This window comes from Limnobacter olei (genome assembly GCF_029087225.1).
Taxonomy (GTDB): domain Bacteria; phylum Pseudomonadota; class Gammaproteobacteria; order Burkholderiales; family Burkholderiaceae_B; genus Limnobacter; species Limnobacter olei.
In genome coordinates this window covers 26729-39943 of record NZ_JARFJD010000003.1, presented here as the reverse complement: position 1 = coordinate 39943, position 13215 = coordinate 26729, and the positions used below count along the sequence as shown (strand labels likewise).

The 13215-nt window shown below is 51.9% G+C and carries 9 protein-coding genes; all 9 read left to right on the top strand.

Annotation, left to right across the window (positions count from 1 at the left end):
- Nucleotides 1–16 precede the first annotated feature (16 nt).
- The 9 genes from PY990_RS02915 to PY990_RS02875 all read left to right on the top strand — a co-directional run bounded on the left by PY990_RS02915 (nucleotide 17) and on the right by PY990_RS02875 (nucleotide 13131).
- On the top strand, nucleotides 17–1102 hold the full coding sequence (locus tag PY990_RS02915) for a TIGR03032 family protein (RefSeq protein WP_343075063.1): 1086 nt from the start codon (nucleotides 17–19) through the stop codon (nucleotides 1100–1102).
- Nucleotides 1080–1655 (top strand): adenylyl-sulfate kinase, encoded by a 576-nt coding sequence (cysC, locus tag PY990_RS02910; protein ID WP_275270323.1) that lies wholly within the window; start codon nucleotides 1080–1082, stop codon nucleotides 1653–1655. The genes PY990_RS02915 and cysC overlap by 23 nt, the downstream gene beginning before the upstream one ends.
- 67 nt (nucleotides 1656–1722) lie before the next feature.
- Nucleotides 1723–2883 (top strand): NAD-dependent epimerase/dehydratase family protein, encoded by a 1161-nt coding sequence (locus PY990_RS02905; RefSeq protein ID WP_275270322.1) that lies wholly within the window; start codon nucleotides 1723–1725, stop codon nucleotides 2881–2883.
- A 150-nt stretch (nucleotides 2884–3033) separates the two neighbouring features.
- Nucleotides 3034–5178 carry a CocE/NonD family hydrolase gene (locus PY990_RS02900; RefSeq protein WP_275270321.1) on the top strand — a complete coding sequence of 715 codons (2145 nt, stop codon included), beginning with the start codon at nucleotides 3034–3036 and terminating at the stop codon, nucleotides 5176–5178.
- A gap of 57 nt (nucleotides 5179–5235) precedes the next feature.
- Nucleotides 5236–5895, top strand: a complete 660-nt coding sequence (locus PY990_RS02895; protein WP_275270320.1) for a TetR/AcrR family transcriptional regulator — start codon at nucleotides 5236–5238, stop codon at nucleotides 5893–5895.
- Between the two features lie 376 nt (nucleotides 5896–6271).
- Complete coding sequence (locus PY990_RS02890; protein ID WP_275270319.1) at nucleotides 6272–8125, top strand: DUF1302 domain-containing protein; 1854 nt, start codon at nucleotides 6272–6274, stop codon at nucleotides 8123–8125.
- A gap of 27 nt (nucleotides 8126–8152) precedes the next feature.
- Nucleotides 8153–9520, top strand: a complete 1368-nt coding sequence (locus tag PY990_RS02885; protein WP_275270318.1) for a DUF1329 domain-containing protein — start codon at nucleotides 8153–8155, stop codon at nucleotides 9518–9520.
- Nucleotides 9521–9589: 69 nt separating this feature from the next.
- Nucleotides 9590–10762 (top strand): WD40/YVTN/BNR-like repeat-containing protein, encoded by a 1173-nt coding sequence (locus PY990_RS02880; protein ID WP_275270317.1) that lies wholly within the window; start codon nucleotides 9590–9592, stop codon nucleotides 10760–10762.
- Between the two features lie 29 nt (nucleotides 10763–10791).
- Complete coding sequence (locus PY990_RS02875) at nucleotides 10792–13131, top strand: efflux RND transporter permease subunit (RefSeq protein ID WP_275270316.1); 2340 nt, start codon at nucleotides 10792–10794, stop codon at nucleotides 13129–13131.
- The last annotated feature ends 84 nt before the right edge of the window (nucleotides 13132–13215 follow it).

Sequence of the window (13215 nt, the reverse complement as noted above, 5' to 3'; positions counted from 1 at the left end):
AAACGAAGGTGCGACAGTGCAAAACCAGCTTGTTCAGCCAACCAACTCTTTAGCGCACACGCAGGTGCATTGTGACCCCGAGTGGATTGAGTTGCAGCAGAAACTCGGTTTTACCGTGTTATTGGGTACGCGCAGCATGGGCGACTTGCATGTATTGAGTGCGTCAAACCCTGGCAGTTTGAATTTTCATGTGGTCAAGTTTCCCCTGTGCATGGGCATGGCCATTCACGGTAACCACCTGGCGGTGGCCTGCAAAACAGACATTCGCCTGTATTACGATTTACTGGCTCACCCACAAGTGTCCAGTCCGGTTTACCAGCGTAGCTACAGTCCGCGCAGTATTCATTTCACGGGCAACCTGGATACTCATGAACTTGATTTTGATCAGCATGGGCAGCCACTTTTTGTCGCAGCACGATACAGCTGCATTGCATCCACCAGCCCGGTGCACAGCTTCAAGCCCGTGTGGCAACCCAAGTTCATCACCCAATTAACCCCCGAGGATTGTTGCCACCTCAATGGTCTTTGTATGGACCGAGGTGAATTGAAATACGTCAGCATGTTTGCTGCAACCGCCGAGCCACAAGGTTGGCGCAACTTGCCATTCAACAGTGGGCAGGTTTGGTCAACAAGCGATCAAGAAGCCGTGTGCACCGGGTTGGTTCAGCCACACAGCCCACGTTTGTACAACGGCGAGTTGTATGTTTTAAACAGCGGTGCCGGCGAAATAGGGCGTATTGACTTGGCTAGCGGTCGCTACGATTGCATTGCATTTGTTGGTGGCTATGGCCGGGGTTTAAGCTTTTTTGGCGACTATGCCATTTTTGGTATCAGCAAACCGAGGCACGATGGCTACATACCCAATTTTCCCTTGCATGACCGCTTGAAAGCGCTGCGAATGCCAGACCGTTGTCAGCTGCTCGCCGTCAATTTGAAAACAGGCCAGGTTATTCAGGCGGTTACTTTTGAAGGTGCTGCACGCGAGTTTTTTGACACCGTTGTCATTCCAGATTGTCAAAATGGGGTGATCATGAACCTGGATGAAGCCCAACACCCGCAACTGATCACCTGTGCGCAAAATGATCTCCCCGTGCCAGCATGAATTGTTAAAGCAGCATGCCGCATGCGTGGTGTGGTTCACCGGCTTGAGCGGTGCGGGGAAAACCACGCTTGCATTCGCGCTTGACGATGCTTTGCGTCGCAAGGGTATTCACACCGCCGTGCTGGATGGCGACAGCTTGCGCCTTGGTTTGAACAGCGATCTTGGTTTCTCGCCAGAAGACCGTGCCACCAATGTACAGCGCACAGCGCAGGTGAGTAAATTGATGGTCGACGCTGGTCTGGTCGTCATTGTGTCGCTTATTTCGCCGCAGGCGGAAAGCCGCAACAAAGCACGTTCCTTGTTCAATGAAGGTCAGTTTTTTGAGGTGTATTTGAACACGCCCCTGGAGGTGTGCGAACAACGCGATCCTAAAGGCTTGTATCGCAAGGCGCGCGGCGGCGACATTACACAGTTCACCGGAATCAGCGCTGCGTACGAGGCACCAGGGAATCCGAATCTGGTGCTGCAAACTCAAGCACTCAGTGTTTCGGACTGCCTTGAGAGGCTTCTCGCCATGTTGGACCCCGCATTGAAAAGGCGCTCAGTGAATTAACAAGCCGATTGACAATCAATCGGTTTCGGGTAAGGTTAGGATCCTCTACCGCGCACGCAGAACCAATATGGGAATCAAAATGGAGGCCTTCCCGGCCCCGGATCAGCTCAAAAATGCAGCACCCAAAGCAGAGGAACTTCAAACCAAAGAATTGGCCGAGCTTGAGGCGGTCGATCCAGGCTTGGTGAAACAGGCCCGCCAGAAGCAAACTGTACTGGTCACCGGCCATGCCGGTTTCATCGGTTTTCACACGGCCAAGGCATTGCTTGAGCGAGGCGACAAGGTAATCGGTTTTGATTCACTGAACAGCCATTACGACACCCGGCTCAAGCGCGAGCGCTTGACCATGCTTGATGAAATCGCCAAGGCCACGGGTTCGAAATACCACACTGTGCGTGCCGACCTTTGCGACAGCACTCAACTGCATGAATGCCTTGAAACTTACAAGGTTCAGCGCGTCATTCACCTGGCGGGTCAAACCGACAAATTTTTGTCGCAAGACAAACCCGCCGAATGCGTGCACAACAACATCAACAGTTTTGTGTCGCTGTTGGAAGCCTGCCGCCATTTCAAAATTCACCACCTAACCTACGCCAGCAGCCATGCCGTGTACGGCGCGGGTTTTCAGAAACCCATGAGCGAGTGCGACAGCGCCAATCACCCGCAGCGCCTGGATGCAGCCACCCAACGTGCCTGCGAATTAATGGCCCACTCCTACAGCCACCTGTTTAATTTGCCCACCACTGGTCTTAGGTTCTTCTCGGTGTATGGCCCCTGGGGGCGGCCCGATTCGGTGCTGTTTGCGTTTACCAAACGTATTCTTGAAGGCAAGCCTATTCAAATTTACAACGACGGCCGCAACACCCGCGATTACACCTACATTTCCGATTTGGTTGAAGCGGTATTGCGTGCCAGCGACACACCGGCTGAGCCTAACCCGGTGTGGCTTGTTGAAGCCCCTGATCAAGCCACCAGCAATGCGCCCTGGCGAATTTTGAATGTGGGCAACAGCCTGCCTGTGTCGATTGAAGAATTGATCGCAGCGCTTGAACATGCTTTGGACAAAACCGCCATGAAGGAATACATCACGGGTCCAATTCTGGAGAAAAGCCAAAGCTGCGCCGATGTTAGTGCCTTGCAATTGGCCACACAATTCCGGCCGGTCACCCCCTTGGCGCAAGGCATTGCCGAGTTTGCCGCCTGGTATCGCATGTACCATCAGGTATAAATCGGTCGTGGGGCTGCTTAGTGTCGACCTAGTGTCGGCTTAGCGACACTTCGGGCACATCTAAATCCTGTCATCTCCCGGTAACAAGTGGATACAAACACAAATCCACAAAGCCCAATTTACATAGGGCGGAGATGGCAGGAGACACTCATGACCGTAGTACCCTTCAGCAAACTATTGCTCGTTGCCCTTTTGGGCGCCACCTTGGGCCTTTCAGCCTGTGGCAGCGACGATGCTCCCTTGGGTGTGGCTGGCCCAAATAATCCCACTAACCCCAACGAGGTGACGGAGCAGCCCGAGTTTGTTCTTTCCGGTTCCAAGAACCCGGACTTCGAAGACACTCTCCGCGACTTCACCGCCCCGGCTTGCAGCACCAATGCTGAGCAGCCTCGTGAAGGCGGTGGCATTTACAGCGTTAACCTGCAATCCGCCAGTGGTCACAATATTGCATTTACCGTGTTTGAGCCTGCTACATTCAACTGCGAAAAGGGCAATCCATTGGTTCTGGAAGGCCATGGTTACGGTGGTTCACGCGCAAACAGCCCACGTGGCATTATGGGAGACCTCATCGAAGCGGGCGCGGGTGTTATCAGTATTGATCAGCGTGGTTTTGGAGAGAGTGGTGGCTCTGTCCGCGTTCTTGATCCCGACTTTGAAGGGCAGGATTTACTGCAAATTCTGGACTGGGCCGAGGCCAACCTGGACTGGCTGCGCTACGCCAAAGCCTCAAAGCCCGCGGGCGATCGCAAATTCAATATGGTATTGGGGGCAACGGGGGGCAGCTACGGTGGTGGTTATCAATTGCTGATTCACAACATTGATCCACTGAAGCGGCTTGATGTACTTACTCCCGATATTGCTTGGAACGACCTGCGTTACAGTCTGAATCCCGGCGGCGCTTATGGAATTGAAAACTTTGAACCCGCCGAAGGCAATACCAAACCCACAGGCACCGTAAAATCGGGCTGGGCTTTGTTGTTGGTGGCCGGTGGAGAATCGGGCTCGCTGAGCCCGAAGCTGCAAGCGGGCGACCCAATGGCCGTGCAAACCAGTGGGCAAGACAATTTAATCCGCGAAACCCTGTTGCGTGGCGCTACTGCCAATCGTTTTCCGGAAGGTGCGCTCGAGTTTTTCCGTTACCACAGCCCAAGCTATTGGTGTGATGCTGAAGCAGCTGGTGCACAAACCTTCCTTCAAAGTGAGGTGACACCCGGTTTGGCCCAGAAGAAGCCCGATCCTGTTGATATTCTTTTCACCCAGGGCTTTCGGGATACTCTGTTTAACTTCAACGACGCGTTCCACAATTTCAGTTGCTACCGAGCGCTTGAGGATGACAAAGGCAAAAAAGCGGATGTACGTTTGCTAACTCATCAAAGCGGTCATATTTTGCCCCTTTCACCATCGACGGTTCCCGGTCTTGCTGATCTGACTGAGCAGGGCGCACAAAATGGTCTAAATGAAATCGAATTCCAGAAGCCTGGTGGTCCATTTGCTTGCGGCGATCTGTCAATTCGCGAGGCTCAATTCGCTTTTCTCGTGGAGAAGTTGTTTACACCTCAAGAGGCTGCTGCCATCAAAAATACCAGCGAGTCGAATGCGTTCACAACCTTGGCCGCGAACAAAGGCAAGGTTTGCCTGAGCCTGAATGACGACGTGGGACAAGGCACGGCCAGTGAAAACGCCGCAGTGTGGGTGAATGAAACCACATTGTTCAGCAACCTGGGGCCGCAAGCCAAGGGCCAAGCGACCAACAGCAATATTCAGCCAGTTGCCATTGATTTTACGCCTGGGGCTGATCCACTGAATGTGCTCACCAGTGCGGTGACCGGCATTTTGCGTTATCCGTTTGCACCTGCGGTGATGCCCATTGAATTGCCCGAAGGCAGGAATGTGGTGGCTGGCATTCCAACTGCAACGTTCGAGATCGCGCCACCTGCCGACATGTTGATGAATCCAGTGTGCAATCAAATTTACTCAGGCTCAGCCATGTCGCCAATTGGCCTGGCCGGGCTTGAGCCGGGTTGTGATCCCATGTTGTTCGTTGGTTTGGGTGTGAATCGCAACGGAGCCTGGCGCCTGATCGATGACCAAGTCACACCCATTCGAGGTTTTGGCAAGCGCCATGTAGAAATGACCGGCGTGGCCGAACGTTTGGCTGAAGGCGAAACACTGGGTCTGCTGGTTTATGGCTACCACCCACAGTATTTGGCAACGGCCTCTCGCGACTTGATCACGCCTCTGGTGGCACTGCGTGGCACTGTGAATTTACCCACATTACAAAATTTAATGCCATAATCCGGCTGTTAATTGATTACATGCAGCGCCCACTCCACGTGGGCGCTCTCATTTCCAGTGAAAAACCAAGCCAAAGCTGAAGCTATAGAAAATACCCAAGGTGTGCGCCCAGCCATGCAGGCGCGCAGTCTTCAAAAACGGCATGATCTTCTTAAGGCCGGGCGCAAGCTTTTACACACCCGCGTGCTTGAGGAAATTTCCATCAAAGACATTTGCACCGAAGCTGGTTGCACGGTGGGCTCGTTTTACAGCCGTTTTGAAGACAAAGAAAGCTACTTTGACGCCTTGATTGCCGAAAGCTGCCAAGAGCTCCTGATGAGCGCTGCCAGCCAGTTTGATGACCGCAACTGGGTCGGGGTTGAAGGTAAGTTAATTTGCGATGAGGTGGTCAGCTTTCTTGTAGGTATTTTTCAGGGTGAATACAGTTCAATCTTGACTGAAGCGTTTATTCGCGAATCCAAGGGCTTCATTGAATCCACTCCCATGCGAGATGTGGGTTTCGGTTTCATCACCACAGTTTCAAAGCCCCTGCTGCTGCACATCGACAGCGCCGTCCACCCAGATCCATTGCGGGCCTTGGCTTTCGCCATTCAGGTGGTTTACGGTGCGCTTCACAATGCCCGCCTGCGCGACTCGGGCCCAATTAAATTCCGCACCCAAGAATTCGAAACGCGAATTCAGAATGTGGTAAGTCGATACCTCGGAATCGAGTCCTGACAAGCCCTGTAGTGAAATTACTACTAAATTGCGACTATTGACAATTCGCGCAACATTTCATGTTACTCCGGTGGTACATTTTTAGATAAGGCGCTCTAAATTATTAAAACTGTAATTACGGTTTTATTTTTTGGAAAGCTGCTTTACACTAAGCAAAAAATTAGCAAAAAGCATCAATCAAGGTGCAATTACTGGAGGTGACATGTCTTATTTTTCTCAAGGTTCTCGAAGTTCCCCATAAGGTTGGTTCGCGCCTCTAGCAGGCCGGAACAACTATTCGATTTTTCAGTTGATTTTCCGACATCCTCGGTCTGAGGGCTGTTCGGCAATTGCAGGCGTATCTCGTCTGCGAACTAGATAATTATTTGGGGGCTACATGAATAAACATTCTTTTACTAAAACAAGAACACACGTTGCCGTGCGCAACATGATTACAGCGGGGCTGTTTGCCTCGGCTGTAATGCCTGTGCAGGCTGCCAATTTTCAAATTGGTGATTTCGACCTTAGCGTGAACTCAACTGTGTCCGCAGGTACCAGTTTCCGGATTGAAGGGCAAGATGCAGCTCTTATTTCAGCGAACAATACAACTGCTGGTGGTGTTCGTGGAACGGGGCGTTCAAACACGGGTGATGACGGCAATCTAAATTTTCAAAAGGGAGATACCTTTTCGACCATTATCAAAGGCGTTCATGACTTTGAACTGAAGAAAGACAATTACGGTTTCTTCACCCGCGTGAAATGGTTCTACGACCACACCCTGAGTAAAAAAGATGTTTTCCATGGTCATGAGCCAACGAGTAATGCGCGTAATCAGCGTTTAGAAGATAGCGGGTTCCATCCCTACGCCCGATTTGACGGCATAGATTTATTAGATGCTTTTGGATACATCAACACCAATGTAGGCGGTATGCCACTCGATTTGCGTTTGGGTAAGCAAGTGATCAGCTGGGGTGAAAGCACTTTCATTCTGAGTCCTATCGCTGGTTTGAACACATTGGACGTTTCTGCATTCCGTCGCCCGGGCGCGGAATTGAAAGAAGGCTTTACACCCTCTGAAATGTTGTATGCCAACTTGGGTTTAACAGACACAACAAGCCTGGAAGGTTTTGTGCAATTGAAATGGCGCAAAACAGTTCCTGAGGGCTGCGGTACTTACTTCTCAACATCAGATTTTGTAGCGGATGGTTGCGACCGGCTGGCATTTCAGGGAGGACCATTGGCCTCAGGACCTCTTGCTGGTCAAACCATTACTGACCAGCAAAACTTCCAGTTTGGTACTTTTGTAAACCGAGTGCAGGATCGTCAGCCTGATGATGGCGGGCAGTTTGGTTTGGCACTTCGCAGCTACTTTGAAGAGCTTGATGCCGAGCTTGGTGTTTACGCCATGCAATACCATAGTCGACTACCCTTGGCCAGCCTGAGCAAAGGGAATATCGGCCAAACACCGGGCGCGCCAACGGGCGCAACGTTCGGTCCAACCTCAACTTCTGGTTATGTTATTGACTATCCGGAAGATCAACAGGTTTTTGGCGCAAGCTTTGCGACAAATGTGGGTGGTTGGGCCTGGTCAGGTGAAGTGTCCATGGCCAAAGATCAGCCCATTCAAATCAATGCCAACGATTTGTTGGCTGCCGGTTTGACCAACGGTGCGCCTGGCAGCGCGCCCGCTGCGCTTACTCAACGTATCAGTAGTGCACCCAATAACACCATCGTGAACGGCTTTGACCGATTTGATGTCACCCAAATTCAAAACACGTTCATTAAAACCTTTGACCGTGCTTTGGGCTCAAGCCAGGTGGTGTTGGTTGCTGAAGCCGCTGCTGTTTTCGTGGACGACTTGCCAGAAGTGACTACAAGTAACGCTACCTCTGGTATCAGATATGGTCGTCAGGCCATATTCGGTTCAGCTGGTGCAAGCGGTGATAAAAACGGCTTCGTGACCGAATTCGCGTGGGGTTATCGCCTGCGTACACAGGCGACTTACCGTGACGTATTCCTGGGTATCGATTTGATCCCAAGCCTTGCTTGGTCACATGATGTGGATGGTTATTCACCCGAGCCAGGTCAGTCATTTAACGAAGGCCGCCAGTCAGTGGGCTTGGGCTTGGGCTTTGAGTTTGACGCCAACACCAAGGCATCAATCAATTACACCACGTTCACCAACGCGGCCAACTACGATGTTCTTCGCGACCGCGATTTCATCTCGTTGAGCGCATCCTACTCATTCTAAGAACAGAGACACACTGGAGGAATTTTTATGTTGAAGTTTCAAACAAAACTCACAGCACTGGCTCTGGCAAGCTTGTTTGCTGTTGGCACCGCGCAAGCGGCTGTCAGCGCGCAAGAAGCGGCAAAGCTGGGCACAACCCTGACTGAATTTGGTGCTGAAAAAGCGGGCAACGCCGCTGGTACCATTCCTGCCTACACCGGTGGCCTCACCAAGGCGCCGGCAGGCTACAAGCCAGGTCAACACTTGGTCGATCCGTTCGCCAATGAAAAGCCATTGTTCACCATCACGGGTGCAAACGCTGAGCAGTACAAGGCCAACCTGTCGCCAGGCCAGCTGGAAATGCTGAAGAAGTACCCCACATTCAAAATGAATGTGTACAAAACCCATCGCACAACGGCTTACCCCAAGAAAGTGCTGGATGCCGCAAAGAAAAACGCAACCAACGCAAAAACTGAAAACGACGGTAACTCCGTGGTTGGTTTTGAGCAGGCCATTCCATTCCCAATGCCACAGAATGGCGTTGAGGTCATCTGGAACCACTTGACCCGTTATCGCGGTGGTGCAGCCAAACGCGATTTCGTGCAGGTGCCCGTTGAGCGCGACGGCACATTCATTATCAACCGCATTGAAGATACCTTGGTGTTCCCTCGCAACCTGCCTAACTTCTACAAGGCCGGTGAAGATGAAAACATTAACTTCTACTTCTATCAAATCCTGAAGAGCCCGGTGTCTGTGTCCGGTAACGTGCTGTTGGTGCACGACACACTGGACCAAGTGAAGGAAGGCCGCCGTGCCTGGCAGTACAACGCGGGTCAGCGTCGTGTTCGCCGTGCACCTCAAGTGGCTTACGACTCACCAGGTACAGCGGCTGATGGTCTGCGTACAACCGACAACTACGACTTGTACAACGGCGCACCAGACCGTTACGAGTGGAAGTTGAAGGGCAAGAAGGAAATGTACATTCCTTACAATGCTTATCGCCTGGCCAACAATAAGCTGACCTACAAGGAAATTCACCAACCGCTGCACATGAACCCAGAGCATCTGCGCTATGAGTTGCATCGCGTGTGGGAAGTGGAAGCAACCTTGAAGAGTGATGCACGCCACATTTACGCCAAGCGCGTGTTCTTCGTGAACGAAGACAACTGGCAAGCCTCCATCATTGATCACTACGATGGCAAGGGTTCATTGTGGCGCGTTGCTGAAGCCCACAACATTCAGTACTACAACGAAATGGTTCCTTTCTACGCTGCTGAAGCCTTGTACGACTTGCAAGCGGGCCGTTATCTCACCATTGGCTTGACCAATGAAGCGGAACAGCCCTTCGTATTCGACTTCACGCCAGACCGCGCCAACTACACACCGGCCGGCCTGCGTCGACTCGGCGTTCAGTAATCGTCAGTCAATTAGGCTACAAGGGGGCAGGGTCCCTTTGTAGCCTTTTTTAATTTCAAAGGATCTTCAATGTTTCTCCGGAATCGTTTTCCCAACAAAGCGGCCTCCACGCTGCTACTGGGCGCCATGTTGTGCGCAGGTTTAATTACCTATGGCAGTCTGTCTACAGCCAAAGTTGACCTCCTGCAAATACCGGCAATTCCTAGCGTGAATGCAACCCGCTCATTGCTGATTGATGTTGAGCGAATCGGTAAAAACCTGTTCGCGGCGGGTGAGTTTGGTCAAATTCTGAAAAGCGAAGACAACGGGCAAACCTGGACTGCGGGCAAGGTACCTGTGTCCGTTACGCTTACATCTGTTGCTTTTGCCAATGACGCGGTGGGCTACGCAGTGGGCCACGATGGTGTGGTACTGAAAACCGAAGATGGTGGTGTGAACTGGGTCAAGTTGATCGACGGTGGAACCATTAACCAGTTTGTGCTCGACATTGTGCAAGCCAAAGCGGACGCGCTGCAAGAACAAGTAGACAACTTGCCCGAGAATGCACCCGAAGATGTGCGCGAGGCATTGGAAGTGGCAGCCGAAGAAGCTGCATTCGTGGTGGACACCGCGCAAGGCGACCTTGATGTTGGCCCATCCAAGCCGCTGCTTGATGTGATTGTGAATGGCAACGGCAATGTATTCGTGGCAGGTGCTTACGGCCAATTGCTGAAAAGCACCGACCAAGGTGCAAGCTGGACTTACTTGGGCGACCGAACCAGCAACCCCAACAATTACCACTTGAACACCATGTTGCTTTCCAAAACCGGCGAAATCTGGGTGGCTGGCGAGCAAGGCACTGTGCTGGTGAGCGCCGATGAAGGCGAAACGTGGATCAACAAAAAAATTGATTACGACGGCTCAGTCTTTGCACTGCTGGAAGCACCCGACACCCGCACAGTGGTGGCTGTGGGACTGCGTGGCCATGCATTCCGCCTGCCATTCGGTAGCGATCAGTGGGATGAGGTGGACACCAAATTGAGAGAGACTTTCAGTGGCGCTACTGTGTTGGCTGATGGCTCGATGGTGGTGGTCGGTTCGCGCGGAATTTTGGCACGAAGCACAGACGACTTCCGCTCCATTCAGGTCACACGTCGAGCTGACAAGTTACCTTCAGCGAGCGTCGTGCAGCTAAACGATCAGGAAATTCTGTTGGCGGGTCTGCGTGGTTTCAAAACCTTGCCCCTGTCTGAATTCAAATAACGGACCCAACACTCGGACGCACTAGAACAATGACTTCTCCAGACTCAACAAAAACCAAAGCCCCTTTGGCCGAGCGATTGATTTTCAGCAAGCGACCCTTGGTCATGTTGCTGATGCTGATCGCAACAATCGTGCTGGCCTGGCAGGCCACGCAACTGAAAGTGGCGGCCAGCTTTGAGAAAATGATCCCAACCAACCACGAGTATGTGGTTAACTTTCTTGAAAACCGTGCTGATCTCACCAGCCTCGGTAACGTGGTACGCGTCACTGTACAAGCCAAGGAAGGCGACATTTTCAACGCCGAATACCTTGAAACACTGAAGCAGGTGACCGACAAAGCTTTTTACATTCCCGGTGTGAATCGTCCGGAAATGGCCTCGCTTTGGACAGCCAATGTGCGTTGGACATCAGTCACCGAGGAGGGGCTCGAGGGCGGGCAGGTAATACCTGCTACTTACAACGGTGATGCAGAAAGCATTGCGCTTGTGCGCCAGAACGTTGAGCTTTCCGGGCAAATTGGCCGTTTGGTGGGCAATGATTTCAAAAGTACCATTGTGTACCTGCCTTTGCTGGAGATTAATCCTGAAACCGGCAATCGCCTGGACTACAAAGAATTCTCTGAGCGCATTGAAACCGAACTGCGGAACGAATTCAATTCCGACAAAATTGAAATCCGCGTCACTGGTTTCGCGAAAATTGTAGGTGACCTCATTGAAGGCGCAACCCAAGTGGTGATGTTTTTTGGCATCGCCGTGATCATTACTTTGATCATGCTTTTCATATACTCCCGCAGTGTAAAAAGCACAGTGGCCACATTGGCTTGTTCAATCATTGCCGTTGTTTGGCAACTGGGTTTGCTCAATGCCATGGGCATGGGGCTTGATCCATATTCGATGTTGGTACCTTTCCTGGTGTTCGCGATCGGTGTAAGCCATGGCGTGCAGGTCGTGGGCGCGATTGCTCACAAGCAAGGTGAAGGGCACAACAGGCTAGACTCAGCCCGTTTGGCTTTCCGTGGCTTGTACATCGCCGGTTTAACTGCGCTGGTGTCGGATGGTTTCGGCTTTGCGACTCTGATGGTGATTGATATCCCAGTGATTCGCGATTTGGCCATTGCAGCGTCGGTGGGTGTGGCGGTCATTATTCTGACCAACCTGGTGTTGTTGCCTCTAATCATGAGCTATACCGGTGTGGACGAAAAAGCTGTTGCCAAGCTGCAGCAAGACGAGTCTGGCAGTAACAAGCTGTGGCACTTTCTGGCTGGTTTTGCGCAAGCCAAAATGGCCAAGGCAGCCTTGGCGGTTGGGTTGGCTTTGTTGGCCGTGGGCCTGTGGGGCAATGCCAACGTGCAAATTGGTGACCTTGACAAAGGCGCTCCCGAATTGCGTGCGGATTCCCGTTACAACCTCGACAACGCCTATGTGACTGACAACTACTCCACCAGCACGGATGTGTTTGTGGTCATGGTTGAAACCGAGATGGACGGTTGTATCAAGTACAACACGCTGGCCGCAGTCGATTTATTCCAATGGACGATTGAACAGGTGCCAGGGGTACAAAGCAGTATTTCGTTGGCCGATCGTTCCAAGTTTGTCATTAGCGCCTACAGTGAGGGCGACTTGAAATGGAATGCATTGAACCGTAACCAGTTTGTGTTGAACGGCACCATCAGTGGCATGAACTTGTCCGACGGTTTGTTCAGCGCTGACTGTTCATTCATGCCGATTATCGTGTTTCTAGAAGATCACAAAGCTGACACGCTAAAGCGCGTGGTCGCAGCAGCCGAAGACTTCATTGCCAAAAACGACACGGGTGACGCTGTATTTAAACTGGCAGCTGGCAACGCCGGTATTGAAGCAGCCACCAACGAAGTGGTTGAACGTGCTCAAACAGAAATGCTGATTTGGGTCTATGGTGTAGTGGCCATTCTTGTTTGGCTGGCCTTCCGCTCGGTGCGCACTGTTATTTGTATCATCGCGCCCCTGGCTCTCACCTCCTTGCTGTGTTCAGCGCTGATGGTTGCATTGGGCATTGGCGTGAAAGTGGCTACTTTGCCAGTGATCGCGCTGGGTGTGGGTATCGGTGTGGACTACGGCATTTACATCTATGGCAAGCTTGAGGAGTACTTGAAAGAGGGGATGCCATTTGCTGACGCTTACTTCGAGACCTTGAAGTCCACTGGTAAAGCCGTGGTATTTACTGGTCTTACCCTGGGTATCGGTGTGGCCACCTGGGCATTCTCGCCCATCAAGTTCCAGGCCGACATGGGCTTGCTGCTCACCTTCATGTTCTTGTGGAACATGGTGGGCGCAGTGGTATTCCTGCCGGCTTTGGCCTACTTTCTCGATCGCCGGGGCGAGAAAGTCTGATTGTTGTAAGAAAGCTGTAAGTTATTGAAAAAACGGGCTTTATCGGCCCGTTTTTTCATTTCTACACAGTTCATTTGAGGGGGT

Excerpts from the sequence above, each read along its gene's own strand:
- PY990_RS02885 (WP_275270318.1), top strand. The coding sequence starts at position 8,153 with ATGTTGAAGTTTCAAACAAAACTCACAGCACTGGCTCTGGCAAGCTTG.
- PY990_RS02905 (WP_275270322.1), top strand. The coding sequence starts at position 1,723 with ATGGGAATCAAAATGGAGGCCTTCCCGGCCCCGGATCAGCTCAAAAAT.
- PY990_RS02890 (WP_275270319.1), top strand. The coding sequence starts at position 6,272 with ATGAATAAACATTCTTTTACTAAAACAAGAACACACGTTGCCGTGCGC.
- cysC (WP_275270323.1), top strand. The coding sequence starts at position 1,080 with ATGATCTCCCCGTGCCAGCATGAATTGTTAAAGCAGCATGCCGCATGC.
- PY990_RS02880 (WP_275270317.1), top strand. The coding sequence starts at position 9,590 with ATGTTTCTCCGGAATCGTTTTCCCAACAAAGCGGCCTCCACGCTGCTA.
- PY990_RS02875 (WP_275270316.1), top strand. The coding sequence starts at position 10,792 with ATGACTTCTCCAGACTCAACAAAAACCAAAGCCCCTTTGGCCGAGCGA.
- PY990_RS02900 (WP_275270321.1), top strand. The coding sequence starts at position 3,034 with ATGACCGTAGTACCCTTCAGCAAACTATTGCTCGTTGCCCTTTTGGGC.